Raw genomic sequence first — 22,848 nt, 5'->3', positions numbered from 1 at the left:
CTGTTTCCCGTACTGTTTCCCCAAGTCCGCTGCGGGTTTGCGCCGGTTTTCAAGTCAAAGCTTTATTTTTGCGGCGTCATGCTTTATACTACATATTAGTACCTGGTTCTAATTGTTAATTAAGAACAGAGAATTATAACTACAAGCGGCCACTCTTGCGGCCGGATGCTTTTCAGTAGAGGCATGTGCCAGGAGGTGAGTCGCCATCGAACGGTTGTCCAAGAAAGAACGGCAGCAGCAGCTGCTCTCAATCATTGAAGGTAATCCTTTTGTAACGGACCGGGAATTGACCCGCCAGCTGAAGGTGAGCATTCAGACGATCCGGCTGGATCGGATGGAGCTGGGGATTCCGGAGCTGCGTGAACGGATGAAGCAAATGGCAGAGCACTCCTATGATCAGGTCCGTTCCCTGCCTGTTGATGAAGTGGTTGGTGACATAGTCGATTTGCAGCTGGACCGGAGCGGGATTTCTATTTTTGAGATCCGTGAAGAGCATGTTTTCTCCAGAAACGGGATTGCCCGCGGCCATTATGTCTTCGGCCAGGCGAATTCGCTGGCAGTTGCTGTTATCAATGATGAAATTGCCCTGACCGCTTCAGCCGATATCCGGTTCGTGCGCATGGTCCGGCTGGGTGAGAAATGTATCGCCAAAGCGCAGGTACGCTCGCTTGCGGGCCGGAACGGCAAAGCTGAGGTGGACGTGTTTACATATGTTGGAGAAGAACTGGTATTTCAAGGCCATTTTGTAGTGTACCGTTCTGCAATTGAAGAGTACAGCGAAGGGGGAAACCGGAGTGCTGATCGCCATTGATGCCATGGGCGGGGATAATGCTCCTGAGTGTAATGTAGAAGGGGCCCTGGCCGCAGCTGCGGAGTGGAGTGATACGCAGATCGTGCTGGTCGGTGATGAAGCCAGACTTGCGCCGCTGCTCAAGAACAAGCCGTCCAATGTGACGGTGCGTCATGCAGGGGATGTGATCGGTTCCGATGAGGAGCCGGTGAAGGCAGTCCGCCGTAAAAAGGATTCGTCCATGGTAGTCGCCGGACGGATGGTGCGCGAAGGTGAGGCCGATGCCATGATCTCGTCCGGCAATACCGGAGCACTTATGACTACGGGGCTGCTGGTTGTGGGAAGAATGCAGGGTATAGAACGTCCTGCCCTGGCACCGATGATACCAACGCTGGATGATGTCGGCGTATTAGCCCTAGACCTGGGTGCCAATATGGATGCCAAACCGCAGCATCTGGCCCAATATGCCCTGATGGGCAGCATATACCGTAATAAGGTCCATGGCATTGCGAAGCCCCGGGTAGGCCTGCTGAACGTAGGGACTGAGCCTGGCAAGGGGAATGAGCTGACCAAAGAAGCTTATCCGCTGCTTGAAGCTTTGACTGGCATTCATTTTGTCGGCAATGTGGAGGCGCGGGATGTGCTCACGGGAGCCTGCGATGTGCTGGTCTGTGACGGGTTTGCCGGCAATATCCTTCTGAAGACGCTGGAAGGAACGGCAGGAGCCATGTTCTCTCTGCTGAAGGAGCAATTCAGCAAGTCGCTTAAGACCAAGCTGGGCGCAGCCATACTGATGCCGGAGCTTAGAAGTCTGAAGGGCAAAATGGATTATAAGGAGCACGGCGGAGCGCCGCTGCTCGGTCTTAGCGGTCTCGTAGTGAAGGGGCATGGCTCCTCCGACGGCAACGCGGTGAAGAATGCGGTAAGGCAGGCCCGGATTGCACTGCAGGCGGATCTGGTAGCCAGTATATCCAGAGAAATTAGCGGGAAGTGAGTGACGATATGAAACAATTACGTCCGGTAGGAATCATTGGTACAGGGAAATATGTACCCGAGAGAATATTGACCAACAGCGATCTGGAGAAGATCGTCGACACAAACGATGAATGGATTGTCAGCCGTACAGGAATCCGGGAACGGCATATTGCAGCTCCGGAACAAGCCACATCCGATCTTGCTTATGAAGCAGCGCTGAAGGCACTGGAATCCGCTGGCATGAAGGCGGAAGAGCTTGATCTTATTATTGTAGCCACAGTTACACCGGACAGCACTTTCCCATCCACAGCCTGTATTCTTCAGGACAAGCTGGGCGCTAAGGGGGCTGCGGCCTTTGACCTGTCGGCAGCCTGCTCCGGTTTCGTCTACAGTCTGGCTACGGCAACCGGCTTTATCCAGAACGGAATGTATAACAATGCGCTTGTTATTGGTGCTGACACATTGTCGCGCATCACGGATTATACAGACCGCAACACTTGTGTACTGTTCGGTGATGGTGCCGGCGCAGTCATTGTAGGTGAAGTTCCGGAAGGCCGCGGCTTCCAGTCCTTCGATCTTGGCGCTGAAGGTTCCGGCGGCAGCCTGCTCAAGATGGAAGCAGGCGGTTCACGTCTGCCGGCTTCCCAGCAGACGGTAGAAGACAAGAAGCATTTCATCTATATGAACGGCCGTGAAGTATTCAAATTTGCGGTGCGTGTAATGGGGACGGCTACGGAACGTGTGCTAACCAAAGCGGGATTGACCAAGGAGAATATCGACTTGTTCGTGCCTCACCAGGCTAACATCCGGATTATTCAATCGGCGATGCAGCGTCTGGATCTGCCGCCTGAGAAATGTGTTATCAACGTTGATAAATATGCGAATACTTCAGCGGCGTCCATTCCGCTGGCACTTGTGGAAGCAGCAGAGGAAGGCCGGATGAAGGAAGGCGACACGGTGCTTATGGTCGGCTTCGGCGGCGGACTCACCTGGGGAGCTTCCGTACTGATCTGGTAAAGAACAGGGCAATACTAACAGAACGAAGCGGTTCTATCCGGGCGTAAGGCGGGAGGAGCCGCTGTTAACGGGAAGGGAGCTTTTAAGCATCATGGGTAAAATCGCATTTGTCTTTCCCGGTCAGGGTGCACAGGCAGTTGGTATGGGTAAGGATGTATATGAAGCCCTGCCGCAGAGCCGTGCAGTATTTGAAAAGGGTGACGAAGTACTTGGATTTCCGCTAAGTAAGCTTATATTTGAAGGACCTGAGAGCGAGCTTAAGCAGACTGTCAATACACAGCCGGCATTGGTTACAGCCAGTGTGGCTTATCTGGAAGCACTGCGGGATTTAGGGGTAACGCCTGATTATGTAGCAGGTCACAGTCTTGGTGAATATAGCGCTCTTGTAGCCGCCGGGGTCCTCTCTTATGAGGATGCAGTGCGGCTGGTCCGTCTGCGCGGACAATTCATGGAAGAAGCTGTACCAGGAGGACAAGGGGCTATGGCTGCTACACTTGGCGCAGACCGTGCGGCCCTCACGGAACTTTGCCGCAGTATTTCAGAGGCTGGCAATTCCGTTGAGCTGGCTAACGTCAACTGCCCGGGACAGATCGTGGTTTCCGGCACCGTGGCTGGCGTGAATGAAGTGGTGCAGCGCGTTAAGGAAGCAGGCGGCAAACGGGCAATTCCGCTGGAGGTCAGCGGCCCGTTCCACTCCTCATTAATGAAGGAAGCCGCTGAACAGCTGGCTGCAGAGCTGCAGAAAGTAACCTTTAACGTTCCTGTTATGCCGGTAATCGTCAATGTCACAGCTGCCCCGGTAACGGATCCGGAAGAGATCCGTAATCTGCTGGTAGCGCAGGTATTCTCTCCTGTACTCTGGCAGGACAGCGTGGAATGGCTTATTGCAGACGGCGTGGACACTTTTGTAGAGATCGGCTCCGGCAGCGTGCTGGCAGGCCTGATCCGCAAAATTGACAAAAATGTTAAGCTCGTGAATATCAACAGCCTTGAGAGCGCTCAGACTGGCTGGTAATCCGCTTGACATGAGAATAGCGGCATGATTATTGAAGGGGGACAACTGGAAATGTTTGCAGCACTCAAAGGTCAGACCGCCCTGGTTACCGGCGGTTCCCGGGGGATTGGCCGTGCTATTGCACTGGCACTGGCGGAGCAGGGCGTGAAGGTTGCCGTGAACTACTCGGGTAGCCTTCAGTCGGCAGAGGAAACTGTAGCCCGGATTCAGGAGCTGGGCTCGGAAGGAATTGCTCTGCAAGGGAATGTCGGTAACAGCGAACAGGCGGAGAACCTCATGAAAGAGGTTATTAACACTTGGGGAAAAATTGATATTCTTGTGAATAATGCCGGCATTACCCGGGATAATCTGATTATGCGCATGAAAGAGGAAGAATTCGACCAGGTCATCGAGACGAATCTGAAGGGTGTGTTCAATTGTCTGAAGGCAGCGACACGTCCGATGATGAAGCAGCGTTACGGCCGGATCATCAATATTTCCTCTGTCGTGGGTGTGACGGGTAATCCCGGTCAGGTGAACTATACGGCTGCCAAGGCAGGGGTTATCGGGATGACGAAATCCGCGGCACGCGAGCTGGCTTCACGGGGAATTACCGTGAACTGCATTGCGCCAGGGTTCATCGATACCGATATGACCCGCGAGCTGTCCGATGAAGTCCGCAGTGAGCTGATCAAGGGGATTCCCCTTGCGAAGCTTGGGCGGGCGGAGGACATTGCTAACGCGGCGGTATTCCTGGCCTCGGAAGGGGCAGCCTACATGACAGGTCAGACACTTCATGTGGATGGCGGAATGTACATGTAAGGCTTCTAAGCGTCAGATCATTACGGGGGAAGAGAGCAGAGGCGGCCAGAAAGCGTTTTTTATGCTCTATGGTATTTTGACTTCATATCTCGTATAATACCAAAAGAGGAGGTGAACCGGATGTCCGATGTATTGGAGCGTGTAAAACGCATTGTCATCGACCGCTTAGGTGCCGATGAAGCTGAGGTAACATTAGAAGCGTCTTTCAAAGATGATTTAGGTGCTGATTCTCTTGATGTAGTAGAATTGGTTATGGAATTGGAAGATGAATTCGATATGGAAATCTCTGATGAAGATGCAGAGAGTATTACGACCGTGGGTGAAGTTGTGAAGTACATACAATCTCATACCTAGAGTCATATGATTGAGGGTCCCGTTCCTGCCAGGGCGGGACTTCTCCTCATTTTGAGGTGATTTAAGGGCAGCAGCAAAGGGTGCATGAGCATCTTTATGGGGAAAATAACAGAACCGCAGATGGGTTAATCTTGCGGCGACTGCAGTTTATATAGACTTCTGGCCGGAATACAATTACATGTTGTAGAAGTATTACAGCCTACAGATGGGGTGAGCGCGTTTGAGTCAAAGAGTGGTTGTTACAGGTATGGGAGTGATGACGTCGCTGGGCAAGGATCTGGAAACGTTCTGGGACAGCCTGATGAGCGGTACATCCGGAGTATCTCTTGTTGAAGCTTTTGATGTCAGTGAATATACTACGCGAATTGCGGCTTCGGTTAAGGATTTCAATGCTGAGGAACATTTCGGCCGTAAGGAAGCCCGCAAAATGGACCGTTTCGTGCAATTTGCGGTTGCTGCCGGCGAAGAAGCCCTGAAGGACAGCGGACTGAAGATTGGCGAAGATATCGATGCTGAGCGTATCGGCGTTTCTGTCGGCTCCGGTATCGGCGGTCTGGGTACTTGGGAAGACAATCACAATCTGCTGCTGGAAAAAGGCCCGAAACGGGTCAGCCCGTTCTTCATTCCAATGATGATTGCCAACATGGGCTCCGGCCAGCTGTCGATCAATCTCGGTGCCAAAGGTCCGAATACAACGACGGTAACCGCTTGTGCGACAGGCAGCCATTCCATTGGTGAATCCTTCCGGCTGATACAGCGCGGTGATGCGGATGCGATGATCTGTGGCGGTGCAGAAGCAACCATCCGTCCTACAGGTATGGCAGGCTTTTGTGCGATGAGAGCCATGTCCACCCGCAATGACGAGCCGCAGAAGGCAAGCCGCCCGTTCGATGTTGACCGTGACGGTTTCGTTATGGGTGAAGGCGCAGGAATCCTGATTCTCGAATCTCTGGAACATGCAGAGAAACGCGGAGCCAACATTTACGCCGAAGTGATTGGTTATGGCCTGAGTGCCGATGCCCATCATATGACCGAGCCTGATCCTGACGGTGCAGCACGCTGCATGAAGATGGCGATCCGCGATGCCGGAATTAATCCGGAGGATATCGATTACATCAATGCGCATGGCACCTCTACACCGGTAGGCGACAAATCGGAAACAGCGGCTGTCAAGAAAGCTCTGGGTGAGCACGCGTACAAGGTAGCGATCAGTTCCACCAAATCAATGACAGGCCACTTGCTTGGCGCTGCCGGAGGTGTGGAAGCGATTATCTGCGGTCTTTCGCTGCAGAAGGGCATGATTGCTCCTACGATTAATTTGGACAATCCTGATCCGGATTGTGATCTGGATTATGTTCCGAATGTGCCCCGTAAGGCGGATCTGAATATCGCAATGTCGAATTCATTCGGATTCGGAGGACATAACGCGACTGTTATACTCAAAAAATATAATAAGTAGGGGGACAGTGCAGTGAAAGGAGACCTGAAGCAGTTACAAAGCCAACTTCAAATCCAATTTCACGATCCTGTACTTCTGAAGCAGGCTTTTACCCATGCATCTTATGTGAACGAACACCGTTTCAATCAGCATCAGGACAATGAGCGCCTGGAATTTTTGGGTGACGCTGTACTGGAGCTTACGGTGTCCGAATATTTGTACAATCTGCTCCCGGACAGGCCTGAAGGTGAACTGACCAAGCTGCGTGCCGCTATTGTATGCGAGCCGTCGCTGGTCCGGTTTGCCGAGACGCTCGGCTTCGGACGGTTTGTGCTGCTGGGTAAGGGGGAAGAACTTACGGGCGGGCGTACCCGCCCGGCTCTGCTGGCCGATGTGTTTGAAGCCTTCGTGGGAGCGCTTTATCTCGATCAGGGACTGGAAACGGCCCGGAAGTTTCTGGATAATCACGTTTTCCCGCTGGTCGAAACCGATGGTAAGCTGCAAATGCAGATGAGCGATTTCAAAACAGAGCTTCAGGAACTGATACAGCATCATGGCATGGGTACGCTGGAATATCGGATTATTGAAGAGCGCGGACCGGCGCACGAGCGCGAATTCGTATCTGAAGTGTTCATGGCCAGCCGTTCGCTGGGCAGCGGCAGCGGCCGTTCCAAGAAGGAAGCGGAACAGCAGGCCGCAGCAGCGGCGTTATTGCATTTGAAGGAAGACGGTGCCTGAAGTAGACTTGAACAGCAAAGCTGGGCAAGCGGAGTAGAGCAGCAATGGTCTGAATGCCGGCGTTTAGGCGGAAGTCAGACTTTTGCTGCTCTTTTTCGAGATATCAGAAATAAAATGTTTTGGGGTCCCCGCAAAGTACTTGAGTAAACGTCGAAGCGAGTGCACCACTTTGTGGGGGTGTTTAGGCAAGGAAACGCTATGGTATAATGGGTTAGAGGTGATAGGCGAGTTATGTTTCTGAAACGGATTGAATTAGCTGGCTTCAAATCATTTGCCGACAAAACGGAAATGGAGTTTGTGCGCGGAATTACGGCCGTAGTCGGCCCGAACGGAAGCGGCAAAAGTAATATTTCCGACGGTATACGCTGGGTGCTTGGCGAACAGAGTGCCAAATCACTGCGCGGCGGTAAAATGGAAGATATTATCTTTGCCGGAAGTGACGCCCGCAAAGCGGTCAATTACGGCGAGGTCTCTCTTACGCTGGATAATGAGGATCATGTACTGCCGCTGGATTTCAGCGAGGTTACGGTTACCCGCCGTGTGCACCGCAGCGGAGAAAGTGAATATTTAATCAATAAGCAAGCCTGCCGGCTGAAGGATATCACAGAGCTGTTTATGGATACCGGGATCGGTCGTGAGGCTTATTCGATTATTGGACAAGGCCGGATTGAAGAGATACTTAGTACCCGTTCCGAAGACCGGAGGGGGATTTTTGAAGAGGCTTCGGGGATTGTTAAATATAAATCGCGCAAAAAAGACGCCGGACGCAAATTGGACGAGACCGAGCAGAATTTGCTGCGGATTCATGACCTGATCAGTGAGCTTGAGGATCAGGTGGGGCCGCTGAAGGATCAGTCCGAGAAGGCCATCCGTTACAAGGAACTGCGTGAGCAGCTGAAGCATTTGGAGATCTCCGTATATGTGCATCAGATTGAAGGCATACATACGGCCTGGCAGGAGGGGAATGCCCGGCTTGAGCTGCTGAAGGATGAACAGCTGGAGCTGTCGACAGTAGTCTCCGCCCATGACGCCAAGCTGGAGAGCGGCCGTGCTGAGCTGCGGAGCCTGGAGCAGGAAGTGGAGAAGCTGCAGGAGCAGCTGCTGCATTACAGTGAAGCGAATGAGAAAAGTGAAGGCTACGGAGAGTTGCTCAAAGAACGCCGCCGCAACCTGGAGAACAACCGCGAACAGCTGATGCAGACACTGGGTTCTGTAGGCGAGCGTTCTGAGGGACGGCAGCGTGAGCTGGCGGAGCTTGAGCATAAGCTGAAGCAGTCCCGCCAGGCACTGGAGGAACTGCGTCTGCAACTGGCCGATGAAGAATCCCGGCTGCAGGGTGTTGCCGGGGGCATCAGCCAGAGCAAGGAAGAGAAGCTGAAGAGCGCGCTGCTCGAGCTGATGAACCTGATGGCTCAGGCGCGCAATGAGATCCGCTATGCGGATCAGCAGAAGGAGAGCCTGGAGAAGAGGATGAGCCGCAGCCAGGAAGAGAGCGGTAAGTGGACTGCCCGGCTGGAGGAACTGACCTCTGCCCAGAGTGGGCTTAAGGATAAGATTGCCGGACTCGGCAAGGAAATCGGCACTTTGCGCGGCGCATACATTACGGAGAGCGAGCAGACCAGTAAGCGGCAGAAGCTGCTGGAGGAAACGCAAAGCGGCCTGCGCAAATGGGAGCAGAAACGCGAAGCCCAGGTCTCCCGGCATGAGACGATGAAGGAAATGCAGGATGATTTTGACGGATTCATGCTTGGGGTTAAGGAAGTGCTGAAAGGTGCACGCAAAGGACAGTTAACTGGCGTACACGGCGCGGTTGCTGAACTAATCTCGGTTCCGGAGAAGCTCGAAATGGCTATTGAGACGGCCATGGGCGCTTCACTGCAGCATGTTGTTATGGAGAACGAAGCTGTGTCCCGGCAAGCGATTGCTTTCCTAAAGCAGCGCCAGCTGGGACGGGCGACCTTCCTGCCGCTGGATGTTATCCGCCCCCGGCAGATTACCGGCAGTGACCGCAGTATGGTAGAAGGTGCCGAAGGGTTTGTAGGAATCGGATCTGAACTGGTCGGCTTTGAGGAGAAGTATTCTAGCATCGTAGGAAGTTTGCTTGGGAATGTCGTCATCGCTGAGAGTCTGGAGCAGGCAAACCGCATTGCTGCCAAATGCCAATACCGGTACAGAGTCGTAACGCTCGAAGGGGATGTAGTTAATGCCGGCGGTTCGATGACCGGGGGCAGCCAGCATAAGAAGAACAACAGTCTGCTCAGCCGCAAACGGCAGCTGGACCAATTGTTCGGCGAGATTGAAGAGAGCGAGCAGCAGATCGCCAAGCTGAAGCAGGGAATCCTCCGTCTGCGCGCCGAGCAGGACAAAGCAGCGCAGAAGCTGGAAGAGCTGCGGCATGACGGTGACGAGAAACGTCTGGAGGAGCAGCGGGTCTCCGGTGATCTGAAGCAGCTGGAGCAGGAGCTTCGCCACGTCAAGGAGCAGGTTGAGGGTGCTGGCGCAGAGCGCAGCGGATTCGAGAATGAGGTCCGCGGCTTCGAAGAGACCCGCAAGCAGGCGGAGGCGGAGCTTGCCCGGCTGGAGAAGGAAGAGAAGGAAGCCCACGAGGCCATCCGGAACGCCGAATCCGACCGTAAGGCAAATGAAACCGCCAAGGAAGAGCTGCAGGGTAAGCTGACAGGCATGAAGGTTACGGAAGGGAAGCTGGACCAGGAGATTTTCTCCCTGGAGGAGCAGCTGCGGCGTATGCGACAGGATGCCGGCTCGCAGGAGAAAGAGCTGCGGCAGAGCCGCAGCCTGCTGATGACCATCGAGCAGGATCTGGAAGAGAATACACGCGAAGCTGTGAAGCAGAAGGAAGATGTGAACAGCTTACGCCTCAAGAAGGAAGATACCTCAGCGAAGCTCGACCTGGCCCGTGCCGACCGTACCGCGATCTCTCGCAAGCTGGAACTGGCTGAAGGAGAGACCAAAGACCAGCGGCAGGCGCTTAAAGGGGTTGAAGACAAGCTCCGTTCAACGGAGGTTGCCGTCGGGCGGCTGGATGTTGAGCTGGATAATATATTGCGCAAGCTGAGCGATGATTATGAACTAAGCTATGAGCTGGCTAAGCAGCGTTATCCGGTTCCCGAGGATGTGCCAGCAGCGCAGATGGAAGTACAGCGTCTGAAGCGCAGCATCTCCGGACTGGGTGAGGTGAACCTTGGCGCCATTGAAGAGTATCAGCGGGTGCATGAACGCTATACCTTCCTCAGCGGACAGAAAGACGATCTGGTCGAAGCCAAAACTACGCTGTATCATGTCATTCATGAGATGGAAGAGGAAATGTCCAAACGCTTCAAGCAGACCTTTGATGCTATCCGCCGTGAATTCGGCACGGTATTCTCAAAGCTGTTCGGGGGTGGGCGGGCAGACCTGATGCTGCTTGATCCGGAGCATATGCTGGATACGGGGATTGATATTGTCGCCCAGCCTCCGGGCAAAAAACTGCAGAACCTGCAGCTTCTGTCCGGCGGTGAACGCGCTTTGACCGCTATGGCCTTGCTGTTCGCGATCCTTCAGGTCAAGCCGGTGCCGTTCTGCGTACTGGATGAAGTGGAAGCGGCGCTGGATGAAGCCAATGTCGTGCGCTTCGCCCAATATCTTCGCGAGTTCTCGGAACAGACGCAGTTTATCGTAGTCACCCACCGCAAAGGAACGATGGAGGAAGCGGATGTACTCTATGGCGTGACCATGGAGGAAGGCGGCGTGTCCAAGCTCGTATCGGTGCGGCTGGAGGATGAAGAGGCGGAAATTGCCTGATAGGCTGATGCTTACGAAGTGAGTTTTATTGCGGAGTAATTCTATGCAGTATCGCTTCATAAAACTTTTAGGAGGAACAATATGAGCTTTTTTAAGAAACTGAAAGAAAGCATCTCCGGCAAAACGGAAAGCGTAACGAAACAATTCCGCGACGGCCTGGAGAAGACCCGCAAGGGCTTCGTTGAGAAGGTCTCTGATCTGATCATCCGCCGCAAAAAGATAGATGAAGAATTCTATGAAGAGCTGGAAGAGATTCTGATCGGTGCCGATGTTGGCGTCAATACAGTAATGAATTTGGTGGAAGAGCTGCGCGTCGAAGTGAAGCAGAAGCGGATCGAGGATGCTTCAGAGCTGCAGCCGATTCTCTCCCGCAAGCTGATGGAGCTGCTGCGCGGCGATGACGATAACAGTCTGAACGAGAATCCGGACGGCATTACAGTCATTCTGTTCGTAGGCGTGAACGGGGTCGGTAAGACTACGACGATCGGCAAGCTGGCGCACCGTTATAAGCAGGAAGGCAAGAAGGTGTTGCTGGCGGCAGGCGATACTTTCCGCGCGGGAGCAATTGAACAGCTCGAGGTCTGGGGTCAGCGCGCGGGCGTGGATGTGATTAAGCAGCAGGCAGGTTCTGACCCGGCAGCTGTTATGTTCGATGCGGTACAGGCTGCCAAGCAGCGTAACGTAGATGTACTGATCTGCGATACTGCCGGTAGACTGCAGAACAAGAGCAATCTGATGGAAGAGCTGAACAAAATCTTCCGGGTGATTCAGCGCGAAATACCGAGTGCCCCGCATGAGGTATTGATGGTACTGGATGCAACGACCGGCCAGAATGCACTCAGCCAGGCCAAGCTGTTTGGAGAGAAGAGCGGTGTGACCGGGCTGGTGCTGACCAAGCTGGACGGCACCGCAAAGGGCGGAATTGTAGTAGCCATCCGCCAGGAGATGAATCTGCCGGTGAAGCTGGTGGGGCTGGGCGAGAAGATGGAAGACCTCCAGCCGTTTGATTCCGACCAGTTCGTGCATGCCCTGTTCGCAGGCATGATCTCTGAAGAGGAAGAGACCGAAGGCCAAGCGTAATATCCGGGTCTCAACTCCTGCTGCACCAGTATGAACGTAATCTATAAGGCCTCCAGTGAGCGAAAATGCCCTGGAGGCTTTTTTGGTATGGGAAACTATAGACTACATGTTTTGTGAAAAAGGCGTTGTTGAATCCGGAAATCCGGAAATCCCCAAGTATAACATGTGAGGAACCAGGCTTCATAGTAGAAGTAGAAGTAGAAGTAGAAGTAGAAGTAGAAGTGGAAGTGGAAGTGGAAGTGGAAGTGGAAGTGGAAGTGGAAGTGGAAGTGGAAGGTATGAGGAGGGCAAGAGGAAGGTAAGAGGAAGCTGTAGCTGCAGACAGTACGGGGAACGGACTTATTTCCTGAAAAAACCGCTTTTTGATAGTGCAGAGATTCCGTTATCCTGTTCATTGGAGCTGAAAATGAGGTGTCAGAAGTCATATAAGGGATTCTCAGTCCGAATGCTCCGCAAATCACAAGATTTTGCGCGATTAGCAGAATTTCAGTCCGCATCATAGGTGATGGGCATGAATTAGCCCCACTCACTTCTTTAAGGCATGAAGCGGTCGAACCCACTTTTTTAAGTCGTGAAGCAGCCCGCCCACATTTAAATAGAAGGAACGGCTGTTGTTTTACCGAAATCAATATAAAAAAACATTATATGAAAAATTCATAATAGTACTGCTTGTCAACGCTCCTGCATACAATTTGATGTACGATTCCCATTAGCACGCCTCCAAAGCACCTTTAAGAGAAAGGAAGCGATTCCAATCATGCGGGATGGTTCATAAACTCCATTTTGCTGTTATATATATTGACATGAACATTATCATTTACGTATTATGAAGTTAGTATTTAATATTTTCATGATATATTTCTAAAAAGTAAGCTAATTTGTCAATAAACTTTACACATTACACTGATCCGAGAGGAGTCGGGCTCATGTCCAAACTAGATCCTTTGCCCGGTGTAGCTCCGTATTCATTGCAGCATTTTTACGATGAAATGTATGCCGATGAACGGAGTATCCGGCCTCATTACAAGCATGTGAACCGCATGTTTTCCGGGATGAGCCCCGAAGAGCTGCAAGGCAAGCAGAAGCTGATGCAGCGTCGGATGATGGAAGAAGGCATTACTTTTACACTCTACAACCCGGCACAGGATCAACCGATGGAGCGGACAATTCCCTTCGACATGATTCCACGGATTATTCCAAAGGCAGAATGGGAGCGGCTTGAAGCTGGCATTGTGCAGCGGATTACAGCACTTAACCTGTTCATTCATGATATTTACCATGAGCAATATATCGTGAAGGATGGGGTTGTCCCCCGGCGGATGATTATATCCAACTGCTATTTCCGGCCGGAAATGACTGGACTTCGGGTCCCTGGCGGTGCTTACGTTACTACCTCGGGGATCGACCTGATCCGCCATCATGACGGTGAGTATTATGTGCTTGAAGATAACTTGCGTACGCCTTCCGGATTTTCCTATTTATTCAAAGGCAGATCCCTTATGAACCAGCTCTTTCCCGAATTATCGTTCGCCAGCTCTATCCGCGATGTGGATCACAGCCTGAACCGGTTCCTGTCGGTACTTCGCAGCCTTTCCCCTTCGCGCACCAAAGATCCGGTGATCGCTTTGCTGACCCCTGGCGAATATAACTCCGCGTATTACGAGCATGCTTTTCTCGCTCAGCAAATGGGCATCCACCTGGTAGAAGGACGGGATCTGGTAGCCCAGGACCACAAGATCTACCTGAAGGAAATGAATGGCTTGCGCCGCGTGGATGTACTGTACCGCCGTTTGGATGATGATTTCATCGATCCTTTGGCTTTTCAGCCCAGCTCACTGCTTGGGGTTGCCGGCTTAATGAATGCCTACCGTGCCGGGAATATCGCAATTGCCAATGCACCAGGAACCGGCGTCGCAGATGACAAGGCCATGTATGTGTATGTGCCGGATATGATCCGTTATTATCTCAATGAAGAACCGATTCTGGGCAATGTTCCGACATACCTGCTATCCCGGCCGCAAGAGCGACAGTACGTGCTGGATAATCTGTCCGAAATGGTGGTGAAGGAGACCTCACTCTCCGGCGGATACGGTATGCTGATCGGAAGCGAGGCGACCAAGCAGGATCTGGTGGATTTCCGGCTCAAAATTCTGGCGGAACCGGAGCGGTATATCGCCCAGCCCATAATGTCGCTGTCCCGTGCACCGGTATTGTCGGGAGCTTCCATGGCGCCGCGCCATATTGATCTTAGAGCGTTCGTGCTAATGGGGGCTGACCGCAAGCCCCATGTGATTCCCGGCGGTCTTACCCGGGTGGCGATGCGCGAAGGCTCGCTGGTCGTGAACTCATCACAAGGCGGCGGAGTGAAGGACACTTGGGTAATGGCCTAGCGTGATATGGATTCACCAATAATGCAGCATCAATATGTAAGGTGAAGGGGTGGCTACGATGCTGAATCGCAATGCGGAGGCTTTATTCTGGATTGGCCGGTATATAGAACGGGCCGAGAATCATGCAAGGCTGATCGATGTGCATTATCATATTCAACAGGAAGAGGATTTCCAGGCGGAAGGCCATAAGTGGTCGAGGCTGATTGATGCGCTTGGTGTCCGGAATGAATATCTGCAGCAGTTCGAGAGCTTCGCCGAGCAGGATGTACTGTCCTTCATCACACTGGATCTCGGTAATACAAATTCATTGTTCTCCTGTGTGCATCAGGCCAGGAACAATCTGCGCACCCTGCGCCAGCATTTGCCCAGTGAGCTGTGGGATATAGCCAACAGCTTCAATCTGTGGCTTGGCGAGCAGTCGGTAGCAGATATTATGAGCAGTCCCCACCAGTTCTATCAGCAGATCAAAGAACGCGCCGCCATGTTCCTCGGAGCAGAACAGTCGGTGATGCTTCGCGGCAACGAATGGCATTTCATTGAAAGTGGCCGGTTCCTGGAACGGGCCGAGAATACAACGCGTATTCTTCAGGCAGTAACGGTATCCTGTAAATCGAAGGATATCAATTCAATCTATACGCAATTGCAAGCGGTGCTGAAATCGGTGAGCGGTTATCAGTCATTCCGCCGGTATTACGCGGATGATATGTCCCCCGAATGCATTTTGGAATTCCTGATTGTGAATCCGCAATTCCCGCGTTCCATAAGATTCTCCTTCCATAAGCTGGAGGAGCATCTGGCTAAGCTGGAGCTGGATAGCTCCGAGAAGGGCTCGGGGCATGAGAAGGTCATCCGTCAGGCGGGGAAGATCAAAGCCGAGCTGGACTATATGGAGAAGGAGGAAATGTCCGGTGACTTGGTTGAGGATGTACTGCAGGCTCTAATGTTATCCTGCCAGAAGCTCGGCAAAACAATGGAGGGTGCATTTTTTCGCCGTGAAGGAGTCTCGGTATGAAGATCCAAATCAATCACACGACAACCTACACTTACTCCGAGCCGGTGACGGACAGTGTCAATGAGATCAGGCTGACGCCGCGCACCAATTACCGCCAATCCTGTTACCATCATGAGGTGGAGGTGCACCCGCCGGCCAATCTGTTGACCTATGAAGACTTCTTCGGCAACCGCGTCCATGCCTACTCAGTGAACAAGCCGCATACAGAGATGGTGATCCATACCAAAGCGACGGTAGTGACGCTCGACAAAGCCCAGGGTGCGGACCTGCCGCATATCCCGCTGGAGGAGCAGGTAAAGCTGCTTAATGATGAGAAGTTCCAGAACCGTTATGTGGAGTTTATTCTGCCGACAAGGTATACCGAGGTGACGCCTGAGCTGGTGGAGTTTGCTTCACAGCATCCTTTTGAGGAAGCCGAGGATATGTATGAGTGGACCAAGAAGCTCTCTTCAACGATCTATGAACAGTTCACGTATGACCCTGAAGCGACCAGCGTAAACACAACGGTCAAAAAAGCGCTGAAGCTCAAACGCGGGGTCTGTCAGGATTATGCGCATCTGATGATTGCCGTCTGCCGCAGTGTAGGGCTGCCGTCGCGTTATGTGAGCGGGTATCATTTTGTCGGCGATCTGCAGGGAGGCAATGCCAATTTCGAGCAGGCCTCACATGCCTGGGTAGAGACCCATATTCCGGGAACGGGCTGGCTGGGCTTCGATCCGACTAATAATGTTGAAGTCAGCTGGCGGTATATCAAGCTTGGACATGGACGGGATTACAAGGATATTGTTCCGGTCAAAGGCGTCTACCGCGGGGTAGCGGGCACCCTTACTGTTAAAGTGGATGTCCGTCGGCTGGATAATTAAAGACAACAGGCAGGACCTCACAACGGTGGGGTCCTTTCTTATTGTGAACGTGTGATAATACTGTGCAAGTTGCACAAACTTTGTGCAATTTTTGCATAAAATGATTATAATCCAGGCTCAAATGGGTAATCTTGAAACAGAGCCATTCTCATGAAGATGGACGATACGGAGGGAGAGAGTACATATGAGCCCAAATATAGCTAAAAAGCAGCGTTTTCTCGGGAAAACGGCCATAATTACAGGTGCGGGCTCGGGGATCGGCAGAGCGGCCGCGATTCAGATGGCGCGTGAAGGTGCGAATGTGGCCTTATTCGATCTGGTGAATGAACGTACCTCGATCCTGGAGCAGAAGCTGAACAAGCAGCGCAAAGACTGCGCATTAGCCATTGATGTAGATACTTCGGATGCCGTGCGAATGGAAGAAGCGGTGCGCAGGACCGTGGAGCATTTCGGAGGGCTTGATATTGTCTTCGCGAATGCCGGCATTAACGGAGCAGTCGGTCCGATTGAGGAGCTGAGCCTGAGTGATTGGGAGAAAACCATTTCAGTCAATCTGACGGGTACCTTCCTGACGCTGAAATACAGCATTCCCCACCTGAAGGAGAAGGGCAAAGGCAGCATCATTATCACCAGCTCGATTAACGGCAACAGCAGATTCGCCAGCTTCGGCTGGTCACCATACAGTACAACCAAGGCAGGCCAAGTGGCGTTTGCGAAGATGGCCGCGCTGGAGCTGGCCAAGTTCAAAATCCGTGTGAATGTCATTTGCCCGGGAGCAATATCCACGAATATCGATGAAAGCACAGAGTTCAATGAGGATGTAGAATCGATTGTGATTCCGATTGAATTCCCCGAAGGTGCACAGCCCCTCGCTGACGGTCCAGGTAAACCTGAGAATGTGGCTGATCTGGTGGCGTTCCTGGCCTCAGATGAGTCGATCCATATTACCGGTGCGCAGATTGTTATTGATGGAGCGGAGTCATTGTTATCTTGAGTAGCTTGTATAAATAGGCTGTAGAAAATAACCTTGTCCGAAGATCCGCGTGATCAGGACAGGGTTGTTTTTTATGTGACCGGATCAGGTACGGACAGCACAGAACAATGGCGCAGTATGTGGGCCAGAGTGAAGGGGAAGACGGAGAATGATCTGCGCAAACTGCCGTTCCGGGGAACCTACTTCTTTCGTCCGGGGTTTATCCGGCCTACTCCGGGCTTGACCCGCACACATAAATATTATTATGCTATTGGATGGATGTACCCCGTGCTGCACGCCTTATCACCGGGGTATGCCGTGACTCTGCAGGAAATTGGACTGGCCATGATTCACATTGTGGGCCGGGGCCATGACCGTGATATTGTGGAGAACCGGGATATTGCTGCTATAGCCAAACCGTAAGAGCCTGCATCACATCCTCCAGAAAAAGGTGATTCCATGAATGAAGAGGTTACAAATTTCATTGCTCAAATCAAAGTACCCTGGCAATTGGAGATATGCTCTAAGTTACGTCAAGTGATTCACGAAACTATTCCTGACGTGACGGAACGGATTCAATACGGCAAACCGCATTTTCTCAAAAACGGAAAATATGCAGCTGTAATCTCCACCGCCAAAGGCTGGGTGAGCTTCTCCATATTCAATGCAGCAGCGCTGGAGGTGCCTGAAGGCCAATTCGAAGCGGGAAGCGGGGACCGTCTGACAACCAAGCTGCCGGAGGGCAAGACTGTTGATTATGAGCTGCTGTCCTCCTTGCTGAAACAAGCCACGGCTTCATTATAGAACGATTAATCAAATAACCACAGCGGGGAACTGAGACACTGCCTTAATTGGCGGTGTTTTTATTTTTTAAACAAACAATCTAATTAGATAGTTGTAAAATAACAAACGAAATGATATTATGTCTATATAAAAACAAACAAAGAATGTGGTGATCCAGTTGTCGGAAGGAAATGAAGCGATGCGGATTTCAGAGAAATTCTGGAATGCCTCCATTGCAGAATTGAAGCAGGGCTATACCTGTGAAGGTGACGGGCACCTGGCTGTGTTCCATTGTCTGGTCTGCGGAGAGCCATTCGAGAAGGGGATTATTTATAAGGATGGGGACAGCTTCTATGAAGCTGAGAGGTTCGCAGCTCAGCATGTAGATACCATGCACGGTGGAATGTTCGCTTGGCTGCTTACGCTGGATAAGAAGCTGACCGGATTAACGGAGCTGCAGAAGGGTCTGCTGCAGGCCTTCCGTCAAAGTCTCAGTGACGCTGAGGCCGCCAAAGAGCTGGGAATCGGCAGCACGTCTACAGTCCGCAATCACCGGTTCACCCTTCGGGAGAAGGTGAAGCAGGCCAGGCTATTCCTGGCTGTAATGGAGCTGGCCGAAGAGAAGCCTGGGGCTTCATCCCCTTTTGTTAGTATTCCGCGTACGGCTGTGATGGTTGATGAACGGTTCGCCATTACTGAACAGGAGAATACCGAGATCTTGGGTGCATATTTCAAACAGGGCCTGGACGGTCCCTTATCAGAGTTCCCGAAGAAACAGAAACGCAAAGCGGCAATTCTGCGGCATTTGATCCAGCGTTTTGAGACGGGACGCGAGTACAGTGAGAAAGAAATTAACGCCGTGCTGGAATCGGCTTATCCTGATTATGTGACGCTGCGGCGCTACCTGATCGATTACGGACTGCTGGACCGCGAAGATGACGGAAGCAGCTACTGGGTGAAATTATAGCGCAGTTTAAGGGAGAACACAGACTAGCGCAGATATGAAGGAGAGACAAGAGAATGGACAAATCAAGACGCAAAGAGCTGGGATATAATTATGCGCACTCGCACCGGCCGATGGGGGTATACAGAATTGTAAATACCGGCAACGACAAAGCGTATGTAGGAAGCAGCTTGAATCTCGATGGGGTCTGGAACAAGCATAAGTTCATGCTGGATATCAACAACCATGACAACAAGGAGCTGCAGGCCGATTGGAATAAATATGGTGAGGCCGGGTTCCGTTTTGAGGTGTTGGAGCAGATTAAGCCAGAAGAAGATTTCGTGGCAGATGTACAGGAATTGAAGAAATACCGCAAAATGCTGCCGGAGCTGGAGAACAAATGGCTGGAGCAGCTATCTCCATACGGGGAGCGGGGTTATCATAAGCAGAAAGTAAACCGGGAATGAATTTCATCAGCGCCTGTGCTAAAATAAGGGCAAACAGCAGGCGCTGGCGAATGGAGCGGTGTGAATGGCTATATTATCTTGGCTTGCAGAACAGAGAATTCAGGAGGCCATGCGCAGCGGAGAGTTCACTAATCTGCCTGGGCATGGCAAGCCGCTGGAACTGGAGGATCTCTCGGGAGTGCCTGAGGATCTGCGGATGTCCTTCAAGATCATGAAGAATGCAGGGCTGCTGCCCGAAGAAGTCTCGCTGCGTGCGGAGTGTGTAACCCTGGAAGAATTGCTGGCTGCCTGCCATCGCAGCGGGAACAGCGATAGCGGTGAACGCAAGGAGCTGGAATCTAAGCTGTCCCTGAAGCGCCTGCGTCTGCAGGCACTGCTGCAGGAGCGCGGACTGGACGGCAGTGCGGCTTATATGGATTACGGAGATAAGATCCGGCAGCGGCTTGAAGGAATGGACGAGTAAGGAATATGTAGGAGCAGCCTCCAGTTCGAAGAACTGGGGGCTGCTTCTCTGTGTATATAGCTGGAGCGAAAATATACGTAGTCTGTACAACAGCGGGTTGTACCGTGAGCTCTTATAGTGCAGACAATAATACAGAGCGTTAGCGGATAATTGATATCCTGCAGTTAAAAGACGGGGATGAAACGGATGATCCGGGATAACTGCATTCTGTACAACTAAAAATAGGAGAATTATTCTTTTACGGCATAAGAGAATTTAATAAGTGTAGAGAGTGCAATTAAACCGGCTCCCAGGCAGAAATGGCTCGTTATAGTTGTATAATCTTAATTTGAGCTGAACTCCTTGATATCCAGGCCGGTTTCGCCCATGATAATGAAATGGATATACCTGATTAAAGTATGTTAATTCAAATTACACCTAATTTGTAGCAGATGATGGAGAGATGAAATGAAGCAGCTTCCAATTATGCAGGTGCTCCCTGACCTGAAAAGAATACTTACAGATACTACTGCGGCAATACTGATCGCCGAGCCGGGAGCGGGTAAGACAACAGGGACCCCTCCGGCTTTTTTGGACGAGCCTTGGCTCGCCGGTAAAACCATTCTCATGCTGGAGCCCAGACGTCTAGCAGCCCGTTCGGCGGCGGCTTATATGGCTTCCTGTCTCGGTGAAACGGTCGGCCAGACGGTCGGATACCGGATGCGGATGGATACCAGGGTCGGCAGGAATACGCGTATCGTTGTAGTTACAGAAGGCGTGTTAACTAGAATGCTGCAAAGCGATCCTTCGCTCGGTGATGTCGGACTCGTGATCTTCGATGAATATCATGAGCGGAGCCTGCATGCTGATCTGGGGCTGGCGCTGACGCTCGAAGCGCAGAGTGTACTGCGGGAGGATCTGCGCATTCTGGTGATGTCGGCGACACTGGATGGTGAGCGGGTATCGGCTCTGCTTGGCGGGGCGCCGGTAGTCCATTGTCCGGGACGGACTTATCCGGTTGAAACGGTGTATGTACCGGGCCCCGAAAAGATCTATCCAGAGATAGCGGCAGCGGCTGCCGTGCGCCGGGCACTTGCCGAGCAGCCGGGGGATGTACTGGTCTTCCTGCCGGGCGAACGGGAGATCCGGCGGACGGAGCAGGAACTGGCCTCCTGTGGTCTTCCGGAGGGAACTGTGCTGCGTCCGCTATATGGCCAGCTGCCGCAGCAGATGCAGGATGCAGCGGTCGCAGCGGCTGTACCGGGAGAACGCAAGGTCGTCCTGGCGACATCCATCGCCGAGACCAGTCTGACGATTCAAGGTGTGCGCACGGTGATTGACACGGGACTAAGACGGACCCAGGTGTTCTCTCCGCGCACCGGCATGCCGCGGCTGACCACAGTGCCGGTCTCGAAGGCCTCGGCGGATCAGCGGCGCGGCCGGGCCGGCCGCACGGCGCCGGGCGTATGCTACAGGCTGTGGAGCCGGGAAGAGCATGACCGCCTTCCGGACGATAACGTGCCGGAGATTATGGAGACCGACCTGGCGCAGCTCGCCCTGGAGCTGGCGCTGTGGGGCGTGCGCGGGCCCGGAGCGCTCGCCTGGCTCGACGCGCCGCCTGCCGCGCCTTACGCGCAGGCCACGGCGCTGCTGCGCCAGCTCGGCGCGCTGGACGCCGGCGGCGCCATCACGCCGCACGGCCGCAGCATGGCCGCGCTAGGCGCGCACCCGCGCATCGCGCACATGCTGCTGCGCGCGGCAGACCTTGCAGCAGCGCCGCTCGCGGCACTGCTCGCGGCGCTGCTGCAGGAGCGGGACCTCTTCAAGGGTCCCGCGGCACTAAGCAGCGACCTCACGCTGCGCGTGGAGGCGCTGCTCGGGTCCGGGCGCTCCGCTGCCGGCGGCGGAGCGGACCCGGCGGCCCTTCGCGCGGTGCAGCGCGAGAGCCGGAACTTCCTGGCGCAGCTGCAGGCAGCGCCGGGCGGACCGCCTGACAACATCAGCCTCAGCGGGCTGCTGTTGTCGTTCGCCTATCCCGACCGCATCGGGCAAAAACGCGGCGATGGCGCGTTTCTGCTCTCCGGAGGTCGGGGGGCGGCGATGCGTGAGGGCCAGCCGCTGGCGCGCTCGCCCTATATTGTGGCGCCCGGCGTGGATGACCGTGCCGGGCAGAGCCGGATCATGCTTGCCGCAGAGCTCTCCGAGCAGGATCTGCTGAAGCATCATGCGGACAGCCTTCTTGAAGAGCGCGAAGTCTACTGGGACAGCGAGAGCGGAAGCGTGAAGGCGCGCAGAGTAACCCGGCTGGGCGCGCTCATCCTGAAGGAGACGACGCATGAACGCGCAACCCCAGAGGAGACGGAACGCGTACTGCTGAAAGTGATTGCCGCAGAAGGGCTGGAACGGCTGCCGTGGGAAAAGGGAACCATCCAGCTGCGCCAGCGGATGGGCTTCCTGCATGCCCTGCGGGCGGACTTTCCGGATATGTCCGATGCTGCGCTGTGCGGTACCCTGGACGAATGGCTGGCCCCGTATATCCACGGAATGCGTAATCTGCGCGATCTGCAGCGTGTGAATCTGACCCAGGCTTTGGAGAGTATGCTGGACTGGAACAGCAGGCAGACGTTGAACAAAGAGGCGCCCACACATATTACCGTGCCTAGCGGGTCGCGTATTCCACTGGATTACAGCAATCCGGGATCTCCAGTATTGGCCGTGAGGCTGCAGGAAATGTTCGGGCAGACCGATACGCCGAGGATTGGCGGAGGGAAGATTCCGGTACTGCTGCATCTGTTGTCTCCGGCCAGAAGGCCGATGCAGGTGACCTCAGACCTGGCCAGCTTTTGGCAGGGCACATATTTTGAGGTCAAAAAAGATTTGAAAGGCCGCTATCCTAAGCACTACTGGCCGGATGACCCGCTGGAGGCTATTCCAACCAACCGCACCCGCCCGTCCAAATAAACATT

Annotated in this window: 20 protein-coding genes; all 20 read left to right on the top strand. The window is 53.3% G+C overall.

What is annotated here, in order from left to right:
* The first annotated feature begins 214 nt into the window (after positions 1 to 214).
* The 20 genes from fapR (at position 215) to hrpB (ending at position 22,843) form a co-directional block, all read left to right on the top strand.
* A complete protein-coding gene (gene fapR, locus MKZ24_RS22520; protein ID WP_039307413.1) occupies positions 215 to 811 on the top strand; it encodes a transcription factor FapR in 597 nt (198 codons plus the stop codon).
* A complete protein-coding gene (gene plsX, locus MKZ24_RS22515; protein ID WP_042236112.1) occupies positions 795 to 1,784 on the top strand; it encodes a phosphate acyltransferase PlsX in 990 nt (329 codons plus the stop codon). The genes fapR and plsX overlap by 17 nt, the downstream gene beginning before the upstream one ends.
* Positions 1,785 to 1,792: 8 nt before the next feature.
* Entirely contained in the window at positions 1,793 to 2,782 is a 990-nt protein-coding gene (locus MKZ24_RS22510) for a beta-ketoacyl-ACP synthase III (protein ID WP_144026103.1), read from the top strand.
* 91 nt (positions 2,783 to 2,873) lie between these two features.
* Positions 2,874 to 3,797: an ACP S-malonyltransferase gene (fabD, locus tag MKZ24_RS22505; protein WP_340786626.1), complete on the top strand. Its 924-nt coding sequence runs from the start codon at positions 2,874 to 2,876 to the stop codon at positions 3,795 to 3,797.
* 51 nt (positions 3,798 to 3,848) lie between these two features.
* A complete protein-coding gene (gene fabG / locus MKZ24_RS22500) occupies positions 3,849 to 4,598 on the top strand; it encodes a 3-oxoacyl-[acyl-carrier-protein] reductase (RefSeq protein ID WP_340790206.1) in 750 nt (249 codons plus the stop codon).
* 120 nt (positions 4,599 to 4,718) lie between these two features.
* Positions 4,719 to 4,952, top strand: a complete 234-nt coding sequence (locus MKZ24_RS22495; RefSeq protein ID WP_039307421.1) for an acyl carrier protein — start codon at positions 4,719 to 4,721, stop codon at positions 4,950 to 4,952.
* A 220-nt stretch (positions 4,953 to 5,172) separates the two neighbouring features.
* Positions 5,173 to 6,411, top strand: coding sequence for a beta-ketoacyl-ACP synthase II (fabF, locus tag MKZ24_RS22490; protein ID WP_081956512.1), 1,239 nt, complete (start codon positions 5,173 to 5,175; stop codon positions 6,409 to 6,411).
* 12 nt (positions 6,412 to 6,423) lie between these two features.
* A complete protein-coding gene (gene rnc, locus MKZ24_RS22485) occupies positions 6,424 to 7,128 on the top strand; it encodes a ribonuclease III (RefSeq protein WP_042236118.1) in 705 nt (234 codons plus the stop codon).
* A gap of 231 nt (positions 7,129 to 7,359) precedes the next feature.
* Complete coding sequence (smc, locus tag MKZ24_RS22480; RefSeq protein ID WP_042236120.1) at positions 7,360 to 10,929, top strand: chromosome segregation protein SMC; 3,570 nt, start codon at positions 7,360 to 7,362, stop codon at positions 10,927 to 10,929.
* Between the two features lie 81 nt (positions 10,930 to 11,010).
* Positions 11,011 to 12,009 carry a signal recognition particle-docking protein FtsY gene (gene ftsY / locus MKZ24_RS22475; RefSeq protein ID WP_042236121.1) on the top strand — a complete coding sequence of 333 codons (999 nt, stop codon included), beginning with the start codon at positions 11,011 to 11,013 and terminating at the stop codon, positions 12,007 to 12,009.
* Positions 12,010 to 12,935: 926 nt separating this feature from the next.
* Positions 12,936 to 14,399 (top strand): circularly permuted type 2 ATP-grasp protein, encoded by a 1,464-nt coding sequence (locus MKZ24_RS22470; protein WP_042236125.1) that lies wholly within the window; start codon positions 12,936 to 12,938, stop codon positions 14,397 to 14,399.
* Positions 14,400 to 14,457: 58 nt separating this feature from the next.
* The gene (locus MKZ24_RS22465; RefSeq protein WP_042236126.1) at positions 14,458 to 15,411 is read left to right on the top strand and encodes an alpha-E domain-containing protein; all 954 of its coding nucleotides are present in this window, start codon (positions 14,458 to 14,460) and stop codon (positions 15,409 to 15,411) included.
* A complete protein-coding gene (locus tag MKZ24_RS22460) occupies positions 15,408 to 16,274 on the top strand; it encodes a transglutaminase family protein (protein ID WP_042236127.1) in 867 nt (288 codons plus the stop codon). The genes MKZ24_RS22465 and MKZ24_RS22460 overlap by 4 nt, the downstream gene beginning before the upstream one ends.
* 184 nt (positions 16,275 to 16,458) lie before the next feature.
* Positions 16,459 to 17,268, top strand: coding sequence for an SDR family oxidoreductase (locus tag MKZ24_RS22455; RefSeq protein WP_042236129.1), 810 nt, complete (start codon positions 16,459 to 16,461; stop codon positions 17,266 to 17,268).
* Between the two features lie 33 nt (positions 17,269 to 17,301).
* Positions 17,302 to 17,670, top strand: coding sequence for a hypothetical protein (locus MKZ24_RS22450; RefSeq protein ID WP_340786613.1), 369 nt, complete (start codon positions 17,302 to 17,304; stop codon positions 17,668 to 17,670).
* A 36-nt stretch (positions 17,671 to 17,706) separates the two neighbouring features.
* Positions 17,707 to 18,051, top strand: a complete 345-nt coding sequence (locus tag MKZ24_RS22445; protein WP_042236130.1) for a DUF1801 domain-containing protein — start codon at positions 17,707 to 17,709, stop codon at positions 18,049 to 18,051.
* 178 nt (positions 18,052 to 18,229) lie between these two features.
* A complete protein-coding gene (locus MKZ24_RS22440; protein WP_042236132.1) occupies positions 18,230 to 18,997 on the top strand; it encodes a DUF2087 domain-containing protein in 768 nt (255 codons plus the stop codon).
* 53 nt (positions 18,998 to 19,050) lie between these two features.
* Positions 19,051 to 19,440 carry a GIY-YIG nuclease family protein gene (locus tag MKZ24_RS22435; RefSeq protein WP_340786609.1) on the top strand — a complete coding sequence of 130 codons (390 nt, stop codon included), beginning with the start codon at positions 19,051 to 19,053 and terminating at the stop codon, positions 19,438 to 19,440.
* 64 nt (positions 19,441 to 19,504) lie between these two features.
* Positions 19,505 to 19,903 (top strand): DnaJ family domain-containing protein, encoded by a 399-nt coding sequence (locus MKZ24_RS22430; protein ID WP_340786606.1) that lies wholly within the window; start codon positions 19,505 to 19,507, stop codon positions 19,901 to 19,903.
* A 447-nt stretch (positions 19,904 to 20,350) separates the two neighbouring features.
* Positions 20,351 to 22,843 carry an ATP-dependent helicase HrpB gene (gene hrpB / locus MKZ24_RS22425; RefSeq protein ID WP_340786604.1) on the top strand — a complete coding sequence of 831 codons (2,493 nt, stop codon included), beginning with the start codon at positions 20,351 to 20,353 and terminating at the stop codon, positions 22,841 to 22,843.
* The last annotated feature ends 5 nt before the right edge of the window (positions 22,844 to 22,848 follow it).

The sequence above is a fragment of the Paenibacillus sp. FSL R7-0297 genome (assembly GCF_038009025.1).
Taxonomy (GTDB): domain Bacteria; phylum Bacillota; class Bacilli; order Paenibacillales; family Paenibacillaceae; genus Paenibacillus_AQ.
This window is presented reverse-complemented; position numbering and strand designations above follow the sequence as displayed.

Excerpts from the sequence above, each read along its gene's own strand:
- MKZ24_RS22510 (WP_144026103.1), top strand. The coding sequence starts at position 1,793 with ATGAAACAATTACGTCCGGTAGGAATCATTGGTACAGGGAAATATGTA.
- fabD (WP_340786626.1), top strand. The coding sequence starts at position 2,874 with ATGGGTAAAATCGCATTTGTCTTTCCCGGTCAGGGTGCACAGGCAGTT.
- fabG (WP_340790206.1), top strand. The coding sequence starts at position 3,849 with ATGTTTGCAGCACTCAAAGGTCAGACCGCCCTGGTTACCGGCGGTTCC.
- MKZ24_RS22495 (WP_039307421.1), top strand. The coding sequence starts at position 4,719 with ATGTCCGATGTATTGGAGCGTGTAAAACGCATTGTCATCGACCGCTTA.
- smc (WP_042236120.1), top strand. The coding sequence starts at position 7,360 with ATGTTTCTGAAACGGATTGAATTAGCTGGCTTCAAATCATTTGCCGAC.
- ftsY (WP_042236121.1), top strand. The coding sequence starts at position 11,011 with ATGAGCTTTTTTAAGAAACTGAAAGAAAGCATCTCCGGCAAAACGGAA.
- MKZ24_RS22470 (WP_042236125.1), top strand. The coding sequence starts at position 12,936 with ATGTCCAAACTAGATCCTTTGCCCGGTGTAGCTCCGTATTCATTGCAG.
- MKZ24_RS22465 (WP_042236126.1), top strand. The coding sequence starts at position 14,458 with ATGCTGAATCGCAATGCGGAGGCTTTATTCTGGATTGGCCGGTATATA.
- MKZ24_RS22460 (WP_042236127.1), top strand. The coding sequence starts at position 15,408 with ATGAAGATCCAAATCAATCACACGACAACCTACACTTACTCCGAGCCG.
- MKZ24_RS22455 (WP_042236129.1), top strand. The coding sequence starts at position 16,459 with ATGAGCCCAAATATAGCTAAAAAGCAGCGTTTTCTCGGGAAAACGGCC.
- MKZ24_RS22445 (WP_042236130.1), top strand. The coding sequence starts at position 17,707 with ATGAATGAAGAGGTTACAAATTTCATTGCTCAAATCAAAGTACCCTGG.
- MKZ24_RS22440 (WP_042236132.1), top strand. The coding sequence starts at position 18,230 with ATGCGGATTTCAGAGAAATTCTGGAATGCCTCCATTGCAGAATTGAAG.
- MKZ24_RS22435 (WP_340786609.1), top strand. The coding sequence starts at position 19,051 with ATGGACAAATCAAGACGCAAAGAGCTGGGATATAATTATGCGCACTCG.
- MKZ24_RS22430 (WP_340786606.1), top strand. The coding sequence starts at position 19,505 with ATGGCTATATTATCTTGGCTTGCAGAACAGAGAATTCAGGAGGCCATG.
- hrpB (WP_340786604.1), top strand. The coding sequence starts at position 20,351 with ATGAAGCAGCTTCCAATTATGCAGGTGCTCCCTGACCTGAAAAGAATA.